Origin of the sequence: Escherichia sp. SCLE84 (assembly GCF_012584495.1) — a bacterium.
GTDB lineage: Bacteria > Pseudomonadota > Gammaproteobacteria > Enterobacterales > Enterobacteriaceae > ECMA0423.
In genome coordinates, this window is the sequence record NZ_CP051430.1 from 4,046,400 (window position 1) to 4,064,614 (window position 18,215).

12 protein-coding genes are annotated in these 18,215 nt (G+C 51.8%); 11 read left to right on the forward strand and 1 reads right to left on the reverse strand.

The genetic code is table 11. The annotated features are described in order from the left end of the window. Positions 1-143: 143 nt before the first annotated feature. A complete protein-coding gene (gene yghO, locus HGD79_RS19635; RefSeq protein WP_000388786.1) occupies positions 144-1,286 on the forward strand; it encodes a protein YghO in 1,143 nt (380 codons plus the stop codon). A gap of 6 nt (positions 1,287-1,292) precedes the next feature. Here the strand turns inward: yghO and glcC are convergent, their stop codons facing one another. Beyond that, on the reverse strand, positions 1,293-2,057 hold the full coding sequence (gene glcC, locus HGD79_RS19640) for a transcriptional regulator GlcC (RefSeq protein WP_001297764.1): 765 nt from the start codon (positions 2,055-2,057) through the stop codon (positions 1,293-1,295). 250 nt (positions 2,058-2,307) lie between these two features. On the opposite strand from glcC, the gene glcD reads away from it, so the two are divergent. The 10 genes from glcD (at position 2,308) to gspC (ending at position 18,193) form a co-directional block, all read left to right on the forward strand. Continuing rightward, a complete protein-coding gene (gene glcD, locus HGD79_RS19645; RefSeq protein WP_168848479.1) occupies positions 2,308-3,807 on the forward strand; it encodes a glycolate oxidase subunit GlcD in 1,500 nt (499 codons plus the stop codon). Next, positions 3,807-4,859, forward strand: coding sequence for a glycolate oxidase subunit GlcE (glcE, locus tag HGD79_RS19650; RefSeq protein WP_000943059.1), 1,053 nt, complete (start codon positions 3,807-3,809; stop codon positions 4,857-4,859). Before glcD ends, glcE begins: the two co-directional genes overlap by 1 nt. Positions 4,860-4,869: 10 nt before the next feature. After that, on the forward strand, positions 4,870-6,093 hold the full coding sequence (gene glcF, locus HGD79_RS19655) for a glycolate oxidase subunit GlcF (protein ID WP_001194655.1): 1,224 nt from the start codon (positions 4,870-4,872) through the stop codon (positions 6,091-6,093). A gap of 4 nt (positions 6,094-6,097) precedes the next feature. Then, on the forward strand, positions 6,098-6,502 hold the full coding sequence (locus tag HGD79_RS19660; RefSeq protein WP_000853256.1) for a GlcG family protein: 405 nt from the start codon (positions 6,098-6,100) through the stop codon (positions 6,500-6,502). Between the two features lie 21 nt (positions 6,503-6,523). After that, positions 6,524-8,695 (forward strand): malate synthase G, encoded by a 2,172-nt coding sequence (gene glcB, locus HGD79_RS19665; RefSeq protein ID WP_021564869.1) that lies wholly within the window; start codon positions 6,524-6,526, stop codon positions 8,693-8,695. 355 nt (positions 8,696-9,050) lie between these two features. Further along, on the forward strand, positions 9,051-10,733 hold the full coding sequence (gene glcA / locus HGD79_RS19670; protein ID WP_000259303.1) for a glycolate permease GlcA: 1,683 nt from the start codon (positions 9,051-9,053) through the stop codon (positions 10,731-10,733). Between the two features lie 484 nt (positions 10,734-11,217). Further along, positions 11,218-15,783 carry a lipoprotein metalloprotease SslE gene (gene sslE, locus HGD79_RS19675; protein ID WP_168848480.1) on the forward strand — a complete coding sequence of 1,522 codons (4,566 nt, stop codon included), beginning with the start codon at positions 11,218-11,220 and terminating at the stop codon, positions 15,781-15,783. A gap of 147 nt (positions 15,784-15,930) precedes the next feature. Continuing rightward, positions 15,931-16,740 carry a prepilin peptidase PppA gene (gene pppA / locus HGD79_RS19680; protein ID WP_000895870.1) on the forward strand — a complete coding sequence of 270 codons (810 nt, stop codon included), beginning with the start codon at positions 15,931-15,933 and terminating at the stop codon, positions 16,738-16,740. A 65-nt stretch (positions 16,741-16,805) separates the two neighbouring features. Then, positions 16,806-17,216, forward strand: a complete 411-nt coding sequence (gene gspS2, locus HGD79_RS19685; protein ID WP_001298744.1) for a type II secretion system pilot lipoprotein GspS-beta — start codon at positions 16,806-16,808, stop codon at positions 17,214-17,216. A 17-nt stretch (positions 17,217-17,233) separates the two neighbouring features. After that, the gene (gene gspC / locus HGD79_RS19690; RefSeq protein ID WP_000135063.1) at positions 17,234-18,193 is read left to right on the forward strand and encodes a type II secretion system protein GspC; all 960 of its coding nucleotides are present in this window, start codon (positions 17,234-17,236) and stop codon (positions 18,191-18,193) included. The last annotated feature ends 22 nt before the right edge of the window (positions 18,194-18,215 follow it).

Genomic DNA, 18,215 nt, shown 5'->3' on the forward strand with positions numbered 1-18,215 from the left:
TTCTGTGTAGTCTCTAACCTTATCATAATCATTAATAAATACTATTTATTCTTTGTTTGTATTCATTGGGTTGATTATTAAGGTGTCGTTCGTTGCTGTTGCAACCTGTTTTTCACCGTTAATTATTTGTTATCCACAGAGATATGGAATGCGATCTGCTGATGATTAAAATTGAAAAAGTAATTAATAAAAATGACCTTAAGGCATTTATCGCTTTTCCGTCATCACTTTATCCCGACGATCCAAACTGGATACCCCCTTTATTCATAGAACGCAACGAGCATTTGTCTGCGAAAAATCCGGGGACGGACCATATCATCTGGCAGGCGTGGGTGGCAAAAAAAGCGGGGCAGATAGTTGGGCGTATTACCGCGCAAATAGATACCTTGCACCGTGAGCGTTACGGTGAAGATACCGGTCATTTCGGCATGATTGACGCCATTGATGATCCGCAGGTTTTTGCCGCGTTGTTTGGCGCAGCGGAAGCGTGGTTGAAGTCACAAGGTGCAAGTAAGATCAGCGGTCCTTTCAGCCTGAATATCAATCAGGAAAGCGGATTACTGATTGAAGGTTTTGACACACCACCCTGTGCGATGATGCCACACGGCAAACCGTGGTATGCCGCGCATATTGAACAACTGGGTTATCACAAAGGCATTGATTTACTGGCGTGGTGGATGCAGCGAACCGATCTCACTTTCTCTCCGGCGCTAAAAAAACTGATGGATCAGGTGCGCAAAAAGGTGACCATTCGCTGCATCAATCGTCAGCGGTTTGCCGAAGAAATGCAGATCCTGCGTGAGATTTTCAACTCTGGCTGGCAGCACAACTGGGGATTTGTGCCGTTTACCGAACATGAATTCGCGACCATGGGCGATCAACTTAAATATCTGGTGCCGGACGATATGATCTATATCGCTGAGATTGATTCTGCACCCTGCGCGTTTATTGTCGGCTTGCCGAACATCAACGAGGCGATTGCCGATCTGAACGGATCGCTCTTTCCCTTCGGCTGGGCAAAATTGCTGTGGCGTTTGAAAGTCAGCGGTGTGCGAACTGCGCGAGTACCGCTGATGGGCGTGCGCGACGAGTATCAGTTCAGCCGCATCGGCCCGGTGATTGCGCTGTTATTGATTGAAGCCTTACGCGATCCGTTTGCCCGCCGGAAGATCGATGCGCTGGAGATGTCATGGATCCTCGAAACCAATACAGGCATGAATAACATGCTGGAACGCATTGGGGCGGAGCCGTACAAGCGTTACCGATTGTATGAAAAGCAGATTTAATACCAGCTAACTCAGGTTCATCTCCAGCGGCACCGCCGAGCGAATCAAATGGTGGCCTTCCAGCTCGATATCGTGGAGATTCTTTTTCACGGTCCGCACATGATCGCGTGCTGCGCGCTGGGCGACGTGCGGCAGCCGCTGCAACACCGCGTTGTAGATCCTCGCATGCTGGCGATCGATCTGCTTTTTTTGCTGTGGTCGATGGTAGAGATTATTTACGCTGGCAAACACTGAATTAAACATCAGATCGGTCAATGATTGCAGCGTAAACACCAGCACCTGATTGTGAGAAGCCTGACAAATGGCGAGATGGAAAGCGTGATCCAACTGCGCATGTTCGATCAGCGAAATCTCTTTGTTGTTCTCACTGGCGGCGAGCATTTTTTCATAACAGCGGGTTATCACAACAAAATCAGCCTGCGTTCCCAGCGTTGCCGCCAGCCTTGCCGATTCGCCCTCCAGTAATGCGCGAACGTCGAGCAGATCGTACAGCGTTCGCGGCTGCGTACTGAACAGATGGATCAGCGGGCTGGTGTCCTGCACCCGATTAAGCCGTGCGACACGAGAATCGCGACCCTGCGCCGTCTCAATAATCCCGCGCCCGCGCAGCACGGTCAGCCCTTCACGCAGTGCGGAGCGTGAGAAGCCGAGCTTTTCACACAGTCGACGTTCCGAGGGAAGTGGCTGACCGACCTTCAGTACGCCGTCGATAATTAACCGTTCGATACTCTCTGCAACCACTTCGCAAATAGGGCGACGTTCATCTTTCATTCCCGGACCTCGTGCACAGGTAGGACCAATTTTTCTGTTCTTAACTCGCAAAACACGCACATCACGTAAGTGATTATGTTACATCAATTTAACATTGAGTTAACCAAGGCAAGGTCACAGAGCTGGAAAAAAAATGGTCTGACCGGTAGCTAAAGAGATAGACGAAAACGAAAAGCCCGCTTAATAACTGTTCACAGAAGCAGCGCGCAAAAATCAGCTGCCACACAACACAACAAAGCGAAGCCTACTCATGAGCATCTTGTACGAAGAGCGTCTTGATGGCGCTTTACCCGATGTCGACCGCACATCGGTACTGATGGCACTGCGTGAGCATGTCCCTGGACTTGAGATCCTGCATACCGATGAGGAGATCATTCCTTACGAGTGTGGCGGGTTGAGCGCGTATCGCACGCGTCCATTACTGGTTGTTCTGCCTAAGCAAATGGAACAGGTGACAGCGATTCTTGCTGTCTGCCATCGCCTGCGTGTACCGGTGGTGACCCGTGGTGCAGGCACCGGGCTTTCTGGTGGCGCGCTGCCGCTGGAAAAAGGTGTGTTGTTGGTGATGGCGCGCTTTAAAGAGATCCTCGACATTAACCCCGTTGGTCGCCGCGCGCGCGTGCAGCCAGGCGTGCGTAACCTGGCGATCTCCCAGGCCGTTGCACCGCATAATCTCTACTACGCACCGGACCCTTCCTCACAAATCGCCTGTTCCATTGGCGGCAACGTGGCAGAAAATGCCGGCGGCGTCCACTGCCTGAAATATGGTCTGACCGTACATAACCTGCTGAAAATTGAAGTGCAAACGCTGGACGGCGAGGCGCTGACGCTGGGATCGGACGCGCTGGATTCACCTGGTTTTGACCTGCTGGCGCTGTTCACCGGATCGGAAGGTATGCTCGGCGTGACCACCGAAGTGACGGTAAAACTGCTGCCGAAGCCGCCCGTGGCGCGGGTTCTGTTAGCCAGCTTTGACTCGGTAGAAAAAGCCGGACTTGCAGTTGGTGACATCATCGCCAATGGCATTATCCCCGGCGGGCTGGAGATGATGGATAACCTGTCGATCCGCGCGGCGGAAGATTTTATTCATGCCGGTTATCCCGTCGACGCCGAAGCAATTTTGTTATGCGAGCTGGACGGCGTGGAGTCTGACGTACAGGAAGACTGCGAGCGGGTTAACGACATCTTGTTGAAAGCGGGCGCGACTGACGTCCGTCTGGCACAGGACGAAGCAGAGCGCGTACGTTTCTGGGCCGGTCGCAAAAATGCGTTCCCGGCGGTAGGACGTATCTCCCCGGATTACTACTGCATGGATGGCACCATCCCGCGTCGCGCCCTGCCTGGCGTACTGGAAGGCATTGCCCGTTTATCGCAGCAATATGATTTACGTGTTGCCAACGTCTTTCATGCCGGAGATGGCAACATGCACCCGTTAATCCTTTTCGATGCCAACGAACCCGGTGAATTTGCCCGCGCGGAAGAGCTGGGTGGGAAGATCCTCGAACTCTGCGTTGAAGTTGGCGGCAGCATCAGTGGGGAACATGGCATCGGGCGAGAAAAAATCAATCAAATGTGCGCCCAGTTCAACAGCGATGAAATCACGACCTTCCATGCGGTCAAGGCGGCGTTTGACCCCGATGGTTTGCTGAACCCTGGGAAAAACATTCCCACGCTACACCGCTGTGCTGAATTTGGTGCCATGCATGTGCATCACGGTCATTTACCTTTCCCTGAACTGGAGCGTTTCTGATGCTACGCGAGTGTGATTACAGCCAGGCGCTGCTGGAGCAGGTGAATCAGGCAATTAGCGATAAAACGCCGCTGGTGATTCAGGGCAGCAATAGCAAAGCCTTTTTAGGTCGCCCTGTCACCGGGCAAACGCTGGATGTGCGTTGTCATCGCGGCATTGTTAATTACGACCCGACCGAGCTGGTGATAACCGCGCGTGCCGGAACGCCGCTGGTGGCGATTGAAGCGGCGCTGGAGAGCGCCGGGCAAATGCTTCCCTGCGAGCCGCCGCATTATGGTGAAGAAGCCACCTGGGGCGGGATGGTCGCCTGCGGGCTGGCGGGGCCGCGTCGCCCGTGGAGCGGTTCGGTCCGCGATTTTGTCCTCGGCACGCGCATCATTACCGGCGCTGGAAAACATCTGCGTTTTGGTGGCGAAGTGATGAAAAACGTTGCCGGATACGATCTCTCACGGTTAATGGCCGGAAGCTACGGTTGTCTTGGCGTGCTCACTGAAATCTCGATGAAAGTGTTACCGCGACCGCGCGCCTCCCTGAGCCTGCGTCGGGAAATCAGCCTGCAAGAAGCCATGAACGAAATCGCCCAGTGGCAACTCCAGCCGCTACCTATTAGTGGCTTATGTTACTTCGACAATGCGTTGTGGATCCGCCTTGAGGGCGGCGAAGGATCGGTAAAAGCGGCGCGTGAACTGCTGGGGGGCGAAGAGGTTGCGGGTCAGTTCTGGCAGCAATTGCGTGAACAACAACTGCCGTTCTTCTCGTTACCAGGTACCTTATGGCGCATTTCATTACCCAGCGATGCGCCGATGATGGATTTACCCGGCGAGCAACTGATCGACTGGGGCGGTGCGTTACGCTGGCTGAAATCGACAGCCGAGGACAATCAAATCCATCGCATCGCCCGCAACGCTGGCGGTCATGCGACCCGCTTTAGTGCCGGAGATGGTGGCTTTGCCCCGCTATCGGCTCCTTTATTCCGCTATCACCAGCAGCTTAAACAGCAGCTCGACCCTTGCGGCGTGTTTAACCCCGGTCGCATGTACGCGGAACTTTGAGGAGCAGGCTATGCAAACCCAATTAACTGAAGAGATGCGGCAGAACGCGCGCGCGCTGGAAGCCGACAGCATCCTGCGCGCCTGTGTTCACTGCGGATTTTGTACCGCAACCTGCCCAACCTATCAGCTTCTGGGCGATGAACTGGACGGGCCGCGCGGGCGCATCTATCTGATTAAACAGGTGCTGGAAGGCAACGAAGTCACGCTTAAAACACAGGAGCATCTCGATCGCTGCCTCACTTGCCGCAATTGTGAAACCACCTGTCCTTCTGGTGTGCGCTATCACAATTTGCTGGATATCGGGCGTGATATTGTCGAGCAGAAAGTGAAACGCCCACTGCCGGAGCGAATACTGCGCGAAGGATTGCGCCAGTTAGTGCCGCGTCCGGCGGTCTTCCGTGCGCTGACGCAGGTAGGGCTGGTGCTGCGACCGTTTTTACCGGAACAGGTCAGAGCAAAACTGCCTGCTGAAACTGTGAAAGCTAAACCGCGTCCGCCGCTGCGCCATAAGCGTCGGGTTTTAATGCTGGAAGGCTGCGCCCAGCCTACGCTTTCGCCCAACACCAACGCGGCAACTGCGCGAGTGCTGGATCGTCTGGGGATCAGCGTCATGTCAGCTAACGAAGCAGGCTGTTGTGGCGCGGTGGACTATCATCTTAATGCGCAGGAGAAAGGGCTGGCACGGGCGCGAAATAATATTGATGCCTGGTGGCCCGCGATTGAAGCAGGTGCCGAGGCAATTTTGCAAACCGCCAGCGGTTGCGGCGCGTTCGTCAAAGAGTATGGGCAGATGCTGAAAAACGATGCGTTATATGCCGATAAAGCGCGTCAAGTCAGTGAACTGGCGGTCGATTTAGTCGAACTTCTGCGCGAGGAACCGCTGGAAAAACTGGCAATTCGCGGCGATAAAAAACTGGCCTTCCACTGCCCGTGTACCCTGCAACATGCGCAAAAGCTGAACGGCGAAGTGGAAAAAGTGTTACTTCGTCTTGGATTTACCTTAACGGACGTTCCCGACAGCCATCTGTGCTGCGGTTCAGCGGGAACATATGCGTTAACGCATCCCGATCTGGCACGCCAGCTGCGGGATAACAAAATGAATGCGCTGGAAAGCGGCAAACCGGAAATGATCGTCACCGCCAACATTGGTTGCCAGACGCATCTGGCGAGCGCCGGTCGTACCTCTGTGCGTCACTGGATTGAAATTGTAGAACAAGCCCTTGAAAAGGAATAACAAAATGAAAACTAAAGTCATTCTTAGCCAGCAAATGGCGAGTGCAATTATTGCCGCAGGTCAGGAAGAGGCGCAGAAAAATAACTGGTCGGTTTCCATTGCTGTTGCCGATGACGGCGGTCATCTGCTGGCGTTAAGTCGCATGGACGATTGCGCGCCGATTGCGGCTTACATCTCCCAGGAGAAAGCGCGTACCGCCGCGCTGGGGCGTCGTGAAACTAAGGGCTATGAAGAGATGGTGAACAACGGACGTACCGCGTTCGTGACTGCGCCGTTACTGACGTCGCTGGAAGGCGGCGTACCAGTTGTTGTGGATGGGCAAATTATTGGTGCCGTGGGCGTTTCTGGTTTAACCGGAGCACAGGATGCGCAGGTCGCGAAAGCGGCAGCAGCGGTGTTGGCGAAATAAGCGAAAACGAGGAGATAAACAATGAGTCAAACCATAACCCAGGGCCGTTTACGCATTGACGCCAATTTTAAACGTTTTGTGGATGAAGAAGTTTTACCGGGAACAGGGCTGGACGCTGCGGCGTTCTGGCGCAATTTTGATGAAATCGTTCACGATTTGGCACCAGAAAATCGTCAGTTGCTGGCAGAACGCGATCGCATTCAGGCGGCGCTTGATGAGTGGCATCGCAGCAATCCGGGGCCGGTAAAAGATAAAGCGGCCTATAAATCTTTCCTGCGTGAACTGGGCTACCTGGTGCCGCAACTGGAGCGCGTGACGGTGGAAACCACGGGCATTGACAGCGAAATCACCAGTCAGGCGGGGCCACAGCTGGTGGTTCCGGCAATGAACGCCCGCTACGCGCTGAACGCGGCGAACGCTCGCTGGGGCTCACTGTACGATGCGTTATACGGCAGCGACATCATCCCGCAGGAAGGGGCGATGGTCAGCGGCTACGATCCGCAACGCGGTGCGCAGGTTATCGCCTGGGTTCGGCGTTTCCTCGATGAATCTCTACCGCTGGAAAACGGCAGCTATCAGGATGTGGTGGCGTTTAAGGTGGTCGATAAACAATTACGCATCCAGTTGAAAAATGGTAAAGAAACCACGTTACGTACCCCGGCGCAGTTTGTCGGTTACCGTGGCGATGCCGCTGCGCCGACCTGCATTTTGCTGAAAAATAACGGCCTGCATATTGAACTGCAAATTGATGCCAACGGGCGGATTGGCAAAGACGATCCGGCGCACATCAACGATGTTATCGTCGAAGCGGCCATCAGTACCATTCTCGACTGCGAAGATTCGGTCGCGGCGGTTGATGCGGAAGATAAAATCCTGCTGTACCGCAACCTGCTGGGCCTGATGCAGGGGACTCTGCAAGAGAAAATGGAGAAAAACGGTCAGCAAATCGTGCGTAAACTGAATGACGATCGTCATTACACCGCCGCCGATGGCTCTGAAATTTCTCTGCACGGACGCTCGCTGCTGTTTATCCGCAACGTGGGTCATTTGATGACCATTCCTGTGATTTGGGACAGCGAAGGCAATGAAATCCCGGAAGGCATTCTTGATGGCGTCATGACTGGCGCGATTGCCCTCTATGATTTAAAAGTGCAGAAAAACTCGCGCACTGGCAGCGTCTATATTGTGAAACCGAAAATGCACGGTCCGCAGGAAGTGGCGTTCGCCAACAAACTGTTTACCCGCATTGAGACAATGCTCGGTATGGCACCGAATACCCTGAAAATGGGCATTATGGATGAAGAACGTCGGACCTCGCTGAACTTGCGTAGCTGTATCGCTCAGGCGCGCAACCGCGTGGCGTTCATCAATACCGGTTTCCTCGACCGTACCGGCGATGAAATGCATTCGGTGATGGAAGCTGGCCCGATGCTGCGTAAAAATCAGATGAAATCGACGCCTTGGATCAAAGCCTACGAGCGTAATAACGTGCTTTCCGGTCTGTTCTGTGGGCTGCGCGGTAAAGCGCAAATTGGTAAAGGCATGTGGGCAATGCCGGACCTGATGGCAGACATGTACAGCCAGAAGGGCGACCAACTGCGTGCCGGGGCAAACACAGCCTGGGTTCCGTCACCAACCGCTGCTACGCTCCATGCGCTGCACTACCACCAAACCAACGTACAGAGCGTACAAGCCAACATTGCCCAGACCGAGTTCAATGCTGAATTTGAACCGCTGCTGGACGATCTGCTGACTATTCCGGTTGCTGAAAACGCTAACTGGTCGGCGCAAGAGATCCAACAAGAGCTGGATAACAACGTGCAGGGGATTCTGGGGTACGTGGTGCGCTGGGTGGAGCAGGGGATTGGTTGTTCAAAAGTGCCGGATATTCACAATGTGGCGCTGATGGAAGACCGCGCAACGCTGCGTATCTCCAGCCAGCATATCGCCAACTGGTTACGTCACGGTATTCTGACCAAAGAACAGGTGCAGGCGTCGCTGGAGAATATGGCGAAAGTGGTTGATCAGCAAAACGCTGACGATCCGGCTTATCGTCCGATGGCGGGGAATTTCGCTAACTCGTGTGCTTTTAAAGCTGCCAGCGATTTAATCTTCCTCGGCGTGAAACAGCCAAACGGCTATACCGAACCGTTATTACACGCCTGGCGTTTACGCGAAAAAGAAAGTCATTAATAGCGTCAAAAAAAGCCCCGGCAAGTTTTATTGTCGGGGCTATGATAGTAACTGCGGTAGTACATTTATCCCGGAAATAACCGGAGCGATTATCAGGGTTTAACAATATTAAATACCCGTAGCGCATTACTAGCGGGCCTATAACAACAATATGGACATCTTAACTATACTCTGCGCCTGCGTGTGCAGAACAGAAACCCTTACCCGATATACTTGTTATGCCAGAGGTAGCAATTGCGTTAGCGGCGTACTGTTGCTGTAAAGTATAACGCCTATATTTTACAGTTCAGTCCTCTTTTGCTTATTACAACCTTAAGTATATCAAGCATATAAAGATAATAAGAGACTGAACAATATGGTTACCTGGACCCAAATGTATATGCCGATGGGAGGACTGGGGCTATCCGCTCTGGTCGCCCTGATCCCGATAATATTCTTCTTCGTTGCACTCGCGGTATTACGTCTGAAAGGACATGTCGCTGGAGCAATAACCCTTATATTATCTATCCTGATTGCAATATTCGCCTTTAAAATGCCGATTGATATGGCTTTTGCTGCTGCGGGCTATGGCTTTATTTATGGATTATGGCCTATTGCGTGGATTATTGTCGCGGCGGTGTTCCTCTATAAATTAACCGTTGCCAGCGGTCAGTTCGATATTATCCGCAGCTCGGTTATCTCCATCACCGACGATCAGCGTTTGCAGGTGTTACTGATTGGTTTCTCCTTTGGTGCGTTACTGGAAGGAGCGGCTGGCTTTGGTGCGCCGGTGGCGATTACCGGTGCGCTGCTGGTGGGCCTGGGCTTCAAACCGTTATACGCGGCGGGGCTGTGTCTGATTGCCAACACTGCGCCAGTGGCGTTTGGTGCGTTGGGCGTGCCGATTCTGGTCGCCGGTCAGGTAACGGGAATCGATCCGTTCCACATTGGCGCAATGGCGGGACGTCAGTTACCGTTCCTGTCGGTTCTTGTGCCGTTCTGGCTGGTAGCAATGATGGACGGCTGGAAAGGGGTGAAAGAGACGTGGCCAGCGGCGCTGGTTGCTGGGGGAAGCTTTGCTGTCACTCAGTTCTTTACCTCTAACTATATTGGTCCGGAACTGCCGGATATTACTTCGGCGCTGGTGAGTATCGTCTCACTCGCTTTATTCCTTAAAGTCTGGCGGCCGAAAAATACCGAAACGGCAATCAGCATGGGGCAATCCGCAGGTGCGATGGTGGTAAATAAGCCATCTTCTGGCGGTCCCGTGCCTTCAGAATATAGTCTGGGGCAAATCATTCGTGCGTGGTCACCGTTTTTAATCTTAACGGTGCTGGTCACCATCTGGACCATGAAGCCGTTTAAAGCGTTATTTGCTCCGGGCGGCGCGTTTTATTCACTGGTGATTAATTTCCAGATCCCTCATTTGCATCAACAAGTGTTGAAAGCGGCACCCATTGTCGCCCAACCAACGCCAATGGATGCGGTGTTTAAATTCGACCCTCTCTCGGCTGGCGGCACCGCTATTTTTATTGCGGCGATTATCTCTATCTTCATCCTCGGCGTGGGCATCAAGAAAGGGATTGGCGTCTTTGCCGAAACGCTAATTAGTCTGAAGTGGCCGATATTGTCGATTGGCATGGTGCTGGCGTTCGCCTTCGTCACCAACTATTCCGGCATGTCCACCACGTTGGCGCTGGTACTGGCAGGTACAGGCGTGATGTTCCCGTTTTTCTCACCGTTCCTCGGCTGGCTGGGGGTATTCCTTACCGGCTCGGACACTTCTTCAAACGCCCTGTTTGGTTCACTGCAATCGACCACGGCGCAGCAAATCAACGTCTCTGACACTCTGCTGGTGGCAGCAAATACCAGCGGCGGCGTAACTGGCAAGATGATCTCCCCGCAATCTATCGCCGTGGCCTGCGCCGCGACGGGCATGGTGGGCCGAGAATCTGAACTATTCCGCTACACCGTGAAGCACAGTCTGATTTTTGCCAGCGTTATCGGCGTTATCACGTTGTTGCAGGCGTATGTGTTTACTGGAATGTTGGTCTCGTAAATCAATAATGCCGGATGATCGTTAATATCATCCGGCTTCATTTACATTATTCTGTCTTATTAATTGAAAATTATTTCTCGCTTTATTATCCATGCGGCAATAATGTTTTGTGTTCAGATAACCTGCTAAATAATTAAGAGCGTGAGAACATCTATTTTTTTATCACGCAAAACAAGTCTGTATTAATTATGTTCGCTTGATGAGCAAACACCGTTCTATCTGTTGCTTTTGCAATCTTAATCGTTAAAACTACCAACGAATTTATATAGTTGCGTTGTGAAATGTTGTTAATTTTTTGTTTATTGAAATTTCGTAAAAATAGCCAGCCAGACATCAAATAGGGGTTATTCTTATAAATTTCACCTGTTTTCTATCAATGATGTCGTTTTCTTAAGAATGGAGGAAATTATTAAAGAAGATAAAGCATAAAACTATTTCTCCCAGTTACGAATTTTTTAACATTGTTTTGTCACTTGCGTTATTAATGAATAAGAAATTTAAATATAAGAAATCGCTTTTAGCGGCTATTTTGAGTGCAACCCTGTTAGCCGGTTGTGATGGCGGTGGCTCCGGATCTTCCTCCGATACGCCGCCTGTAGATTCTGGAACAGGGTCTTTGCCGGAAGTGAAACCTGATCCAACACCAAACCCGGAGCCGACGCCTGAGCCAACGCCGGACCCAGAACCTACGCCGGAACCGACACCTGATCCTGAGCCAACACCAGAACCGGAGCCAGAACCTGTTCCTACGAAAACGGGTTATCTGACCCTGGGCGGAAGCCTGCGGGTAACTGGTGATATCACCTGTAATGATGAATCCAGCGATGGCTTTACCTTTACACCAGGCGACAAAGTCACCTGTGTGGCAGGGAACAACACGACAATTGCTACCTTCGACACCCAGTCAGAAGCTGCGCGTAGCCTGCGTGCGGTTGAAAAAGTGTCGTTTAGTCTTGAGGACGCGCAAGAACTGGCGGGTTCCGACAACAAGAAAAGCAATGCGCTCTCGCTGGTCACCTCCATGAACAGTTGCCCGGCGAATACAGAACAGGTGTGCCTGGAGTTCTCCTCGGTGATCGAGAGTAAACGTTTCGACTCGCTGTATAAGCAAATCGATCTGGCACCGGAAGAGTTCAAAAAGCTGGTCAATGAAGAGGTGGAAAACAATGCCGCGACTGATAAAGCGCCATCCACTCATACTTCACCGGTAGTCCCCGTCACGACTCCGGGAACAAAACCGGATCTGAACGCCTCCTTCGTGTCGGCTAACGCGGAACAGTTTTATCAGTATCAACCTTCGGAAATCATTCTCTCAGAAGGTCGCCTGGTGGATAGCCAGGGATATGGTGTTGCTGGCGTCAACTACTACACCAATTCAGGCCGTGGCGTGACAGGGGAAAATGGTGAATTTTCTTTTAGCTGGGGCGAAACCATCTCCTTTGGTATCGATACCTTTGAACTGGGTTCAGTGCGCGGCAATAAGTCGACCATTGCGCTGACTGAACTGGGTGATGAAGTTCGCGGGGCGAATATCGATCAGCTTATTCATCGCTATTCGACGACCGGGCAAAATAATACCCGTGTTGTTCCGGATGATGTACGCAAGGTCTTTGCCGAATATCCCAACGTGATCAACGAGATTATCAATCTCTCGTTATCCAACGGTGCGACGCTGGATGAAGGTGAGCAAGTTGTTAATCTGCCAAACGAATTTATCGAGCAGTTTAAGACGGGTCAGGCCAAAGAGATCGATACCGCGATTTGTGCGAAAACCGACGGTTGTAACGAGGCTCGCTGGTTCTCGCTGACAACGCGCAATGTTAATGACGGCCAGATTCAGGGCGTTATCAACAAGCTGTGGGGCGTGGATACGAACTACAAATCTGTCAGTAAGTTCCATGTATTCCATGACTCTACCAACTTCTATGGCAGCACGGGTAATGCGCGCGGTCAGGCGGTGGTGAATATCTCCAACGCGGCCTTCCCGATTCTGATGGCGCGTAATGATAAAAACTACTGGCTGGCGTTTGGCGAAAAACGCGCCTGGGATAAAAATGAGCTGGCGTACATTACGGAAGCGCCTTCTCTTGTTGAGCCGGAAAACGTTACGCGCGATACCGCCACTTTCAACCTGCCGTTTATTTCGCTGGGGCAAGTCGGTGAGGGCAAACTGATGGTTATCGGTAACCCACACTACAACAGCATTTTGCGTTGCCCGAACGGTTACAGCTGGAACGGGGGCGTTAATAAAGATGGGCAGTGTACGCTCAACAGCGACCCGGATGACATGAAGAACTTCATGGAGAACGTGCTGCGCTATCTGTCCGACGATAAATGGACGCCGGACGCGAAAGCCAGCATGACCGTAGGCACCAACCTGGATACTGTCTATTTTAAACGTCATGGTCAGGTTACAGGAAACAGCGCTGCGTTCGACTTCCATCCGGATTTTGCGGGCATCTCTGTTGAGCATTTAAGTAGCTATGGCGATCTCGATCCGCAGGAAATGCCGCTGCTGATCCTTAACGGCTTTGAATATGTGGCTCAGGTGGGTAACGATCCTTATGCAATCCCGCTGCGTGCAGATACCAGCAAACCGAAGCTGACTCAGCAGGATGTGACCGATCTGATCGCCTATCTGAACAAAGGTGGATCGGTGCTGATCATGGAAAACGTGATGAGCAATCTTAAGGAAGAGAGCGCGTCTGGTTTTGTGCGTCTGTTGGATGCCGCAGGTCTGTCGATGGCACTGAACAAGTCGGTAGTAAATAACGATCCGCAAGGGTATCCGAACCGCGTTCGTCAGCAGCGCGCAACGGGCATTTGGGTCTATGAACGTTATCCTGCCGTAGATGGTGCGCTGCCGTACACCATCGATAGTAAGACAGGGGAAGTTAAGTGGAAATATCAGGTAGAAAACAAACCTGATGACAAACCGAAGCTGGAAGTTGCCAGCTGGCTGGAAGATGTAGATGGCAAACAGGAAACGCGTTATGCCTTTATTGATGAGGCCGATCATAAAACAGAGGATTCTCTGAAGGCTGCGAAGGAGAAAATTTTCGCCGCGTTCCCGGGGCTGAAAGAGTGTACTAATCCGGCATATCACTATGAGGTCAACTGCCTGGAATATCGTCCTGGCACGGGGGTTCCGGTTACTGGTGGCATGTATGTTCCACAGTATACGCAACTAAGCCTTAACGCCGACACTGCAAAAGCGATGGTGCAGGCTGCGGATTTAGGCACCAACATTCAGCGTCTGTATCAGCATGAGCTCTACTTCCGGACCAATGGTCGCAAAGGTGAGCGTCTGAGCAGCGTCGATCTGGAACGTCTGTACCAGAACATGTCGGTCTGGCTGTGGAACGATACGAGCTATCGTTATGAAGAAGGCAAAAATGACGAGCTGGGCTTTAAAACGTTCACCGAGTTCCTGAACTGCTACGCCAATGATGCCTATGCAGGCGGCACCAAGTGTTCTGCAGATCTGAAAAAATCGCTGGTCGATAACAACATGATCTACGGTGACGGTAGCAGCAAAGCGGGCATGATGAACCCGAGCTACCCGCTCAACTATATGGAAAAACCGCTGACACGCCTGATGCTGGGCCGTTCCTGGTGGGATCTGAACATCAAAGTTGATGTCGAGAAGTATCCGGGAGCACTATCGGAAGAGGGACAGAACGTTACTGAAACCATCAGCCTGTACTCGAATCCGACCAAATGGTTTGCAGGTAACATGCAGTCAACTGGCCTGTGGGCACCGGCTCAGAAAGAGGTCACCATTAAGTCCAATGCGAACGTTCCTGTGACCGTCACCGTGGCGCTGGCTGACGACCTGACCGGAAGAGAGAAGCATGAAGTTGCGCTGAACCGTCCGCCAAGAGTGACTAAAACGTACTCTCTGGACGCTAGCGGTACGGTGAAGTTCAAGGTGCCTTACGGTGGCCTGATTTATATCAAGGGCAATAGCTCTACCAATGAATCTGCCAGCTTCACCTTTACTGGTGTGGTAAAAGCACCGTTCTATAAAGACGGCGCATGGAAAAACGATCTGAACTCACCGGCTCCGCTGGGTGAGCTGGAATCAGACGCTTTCGTTTATACCGCACCGAAGAAGAACCTGAATGCCAGCAATTACACTGGCGGACTGAAGCAATTCGCTAACGATCTGGACACCTTTGCCAGCTCGATGAATGACTTCTACGGTCGTGATGAAACGAGCGGTAAGCACCGGATGTTTACCTATAAAGCATTGACGGGACATAAACATCGTTTCACAAACGATGTGCAGATCTCCATCGGTGATGCGCACTCGGGTTATCCGGTAATGAACAGCAGCTTCTCGACGAACAGCACCACGCTGCCGACGACGCCGCTGAACGACTGGTTGATCTGGCACGAAGTAGGGCACAACGCCGCAGAAACGCCGCTGACTGTACCGGGTGCAACTGAAGTCGCTAACAACGTGCTGGCGCTGTACATGCAGGATCGTTATCTCGGCAAGATGAACCGTGTCGCTGACGATATTACCGTTGCGCCGGAATATCTGGAGGAGAGCAACGGTCAGGCATGGGCACGCGGCGGTGCGGGTGACCGTCTGCTGATGTACGCGCAGCTGAAGGAATGGGCAGAGAAAAACTTTGATATCAAGAAATGGTATCCAGAAGGCTCTCTGCCAGCGTTCTACAGCGAGCGTGAAGGGATGAAAGGCTGGAATCTGTTCCAGTTGATGCATCGTAAAGCACGCGGCGATGAGGTTGGTAAAACCAAGTTTGGCGAAAGAAATTACTGTGCTGAATCCAACGGTAACGCTGCGGACACGCTGATGCTGTGTGCCTCCTGGGTCGCCCAGACGGATCTTTCGGAGTTCTTTAAGAAATGGAATCCGGGTGCGAATGCTTACCATCTGCCGGGGGCGAGCGAGATGAGCTTCGAGGGCGGTGTGAGCCAGTCGGCGTACAACACGCTGGCGTCACTCAAGCTGCCGAAACCGGAACAGGGACCGGAAAACATTAACAAGGTTACCGAGCATAAGATGTCTGTCGAGTAATCCTGTATGCCGGATAAGGCGTTCACGCCGCATCCGGCATGAAATAAGGCGCACCGGGTTGCGCCAGCTTATCGGGCCTGGAGGAAAGCCGTATGGCATACACTTGCAGGCCCGCATCCAGCAAGTTACAACAAACAACCTTTAACCATGCTTTTTGATGTTTTTCAGCAATACCCCGCGGCGATGCCCATACTGGCAACCGTCGGAGGATTGATCATCGGCAGTTTTTTGAATGTGGTGATTTGGCGTTACCCCATCATGCTGCGCCAACAAATGGCGGAGTTTCACGGTGAAATGTCGAGTGCGCAGTCAAAAATAAGCCTTGCGCTACCGCGTTCGCACTGCCCACATTGTCAGCAGACCATCCGCGTTCGTGACAATATTCCGCTGCTCTCCTGGTTGATGCTCAAAGGGCGCTGCCGCGACTGTCAGGCGAAAATCAGCAAGCGTTATCCGCTGGTGGAGTTATTGACGGCACTCGCTTTTTTGCTGGCGAGTCTGGTCTGGCCGGAAAGTGGATGGGCGCTGGCGGTGATGATATTATCCGCCTGGCTGATTGCCGCGAGCATCATCGACCTCGATCACCAATGGCTGCCCGATGTTTTTACTCAGGGCGTATTGTGGACAGGACTGATTGCGGCATGGGCGCAACAGAGTCCGTTAACGCTACAAGACGCAGTTACCGGCGTCCTGGTGGGGTTTATCACTTTTTACTCCCTGCGCTGGATAGCCGGAATAGTTCTGCGTAAAGAAGCATTAGGCATGGGCGACGTATTATTGTTCGCTGCGTTAGGTGGCTGGGTGGGGCCGTTATCACTGCCCAATGTTGCTTTAATCGCATCATGCTGCGGCCTGATATATGCCATTATTACAAAAAGAGGATCAACCACACTGCCTTTTGGACCGTGTTTAAGTCTGGGCGGTATAGCAACACTTTATCTACAGGCATTGTTTTAATGATAACCACGTCATTATCAAAGTGACATTTTAACTCTTATTAATAACCTTAGAGATTATTTACTATGTCGATAAAACAAATGCCAGGGAGGGTATTAATATCGCTATTGTTGAGCGTTACAGGATTATTAAGTGGCTGTGCCAGCCATAATGAAAATGCCAGTTTACTGGCGAAAAAACAGGCGCAAAATATCAGCCAAAACCTGCCGATTAAATCTGCGGGATATACCTTAGTGCTGGCACAAAGTAGCGGCACGACGGTAAAAATGACCATTATCAGCGAAGCGGGGACTCAGACCACGCAGACGCCTGACGCCTTTTTAACCAGCTATCAAAGACAAATGTGCACTGACCCAACAGTGAAATTAATGCTCACTGAGGGAATTAATTACAGCATAACGATTAATGATACACGTACAGGTAACCAGTATCAGCGGAAACTGGATCGTACCACCTGTGGAATAGTCAAAGCATAACGTCGGGTAGATATAAATTGGCGCGGGTTGTTTTTCGTGACGCACGAATTTATCTCATTCAATGGCTGACAAAAATTCGTCACACTCTTAACCAGAGACAATCTTTTAATACAGACAAAGAGCATCTGCGAAAAATTGTACGCGGGATGTTCTGGCTGATGCTGCTTATTATTTCTGCAAAAGTGGCGCATTCACTCTGGCGCTATTTCTCCTTTTCTGCGGAATATACGGCTGTTTCCCCATCGGCGAATAAACCGCCCCGTGCGGATGCAAAAACGTTCGATAAAAATGACGTGCAATTAATCAGCCAGCAAAACTGGTTTGGCAAATATCAGCCCGTCGCCACGCCGGTAAAACAACCCGAACCTGTGCCTGTGGCAGAAACGCGTCTTAATGTGGTGCTGCGCGGGATTGCCTTTGGTGCCAGACCCGGCGCGGTTATTGAAGAAGGCGGTAAACAGCAGGTCTATTTGCAGGGTGAAACGCTTGGCTCGCACAATGCGGTGATTGAGGAAATCAATCGCGACCATGTGATGCTGCGCTATCAGGGAAAAATAGAGCGCCTGAGCCTGGCTGAAGAGGAGCGTTCCACTGTTGCCGTGACCAACAAAAAAGCTGTCAGTGACGAAGCAAAGCAAGCTGTTGCTGAGCCTGCTGCCAGTGCGCCAGTTGAGATCCCGACTGCCGTGCGTCAGGCACTGGCGAAAGATCCGCAGAAAATTTTTAACTATATCCAGCTTACGCCTGTGCGTAAGGAGGGGATTGTCGGTTATGCAGTGAAGCCGGGGGCAGATCGTTCTCTGTTCGATGCCAGCGGTTTCAAGGAAGGCGATATCGCCATTGCGCTAAATCAGCAGGATTTCACTGATCCACGAGCAATGATTGCTCTGATGCGGCAGTTACCTTCAATGGATTCCATTCAACTTACGGTTTTACGCAAGGGTGCGCGCCACGACATTTCCATCGCGCTGCGCTAACCGCATTTAATCCAGGAGAATC

What these genes read in the sequence shown, in the direction of transcription:
- glcC (WP_001297764.1), bottom strand. Translation starts at nt 2,057, where the DNA reads ATGAAAGATGAACGTCGCCCTATTTGCGAAGTGGTTGCAGAGAGTATC.
- glcB (WP_021564869.1), top strand. Translation starts at nt 6,524, where the DNA reads ATGAGTCAAACCATAACCCAGGGCCGTTTACGCATTGACGCCAATTTT.
- yghO (WP_000388786.1), top strand. Translation starts at nt 144, where the DNA reads ATGGAATGCGATCTGCTGATGATTAAAATTGAAAAAGTAATTAATAAA.
- glcE (WP_000943059.1), top strand. Translation starts at nt 3,807, where the DNA reads ATGCTACGCGAGTGTGATTACAGCCAGGCGCTGCTGGAGCAGGTGAAT.
- glcD (WP_168848479.1), top strand. Translation starts at nt 2,308, where the DNA reads ATGAGCATCTTGTACGAAGAGCGTCTTGATGGCGCTTTACCCGATGTC.
- pppA (WP_000895870.1), top strand. Translation starts at nt 15,931, where the DNA reads ATGCTTTTTGATGTTTTTCAGCAATACCCCGCGGCGATGCCCATACTG.
- gspS2 (WP_001298744.1), top strand. Translation starts at nt 16,806, where the DNA reads ATGTCGATAAAACAAATGCCAGGGAGGGTATTAATATCGCTATTGTTG.
- HGD79_RS19660 (WP_000853256.1), top strand. Translation starts at nt 6,098, where the DNA reads ATGAAAACTAAAGTCATTCTTAGCCAGCAAATGGCGAGTGCAATTATT.
- glcF (WP_001194655.1), top strand. Translation starts at nt 4,870, where the DNA reads ATGCAAACCCAATTAACTGAAGAGATGCGGCAGAACGCGCGCGCGCTG.
- glcA (WP_000259303.1), top strand. Translation starts at nt 9,051, where the DNA reads ATGGTTACCTGGACCCAAATGTATATGCCGATGGGAGGACTGGGGCTA.
- sslE (WP_168848480.1), top strand. Translation starts at nt 11,218, where the DNA reads ATGAATAAGAAATTTAAATATAAGAAATCGCTTTTAGCGGCTATTTTG.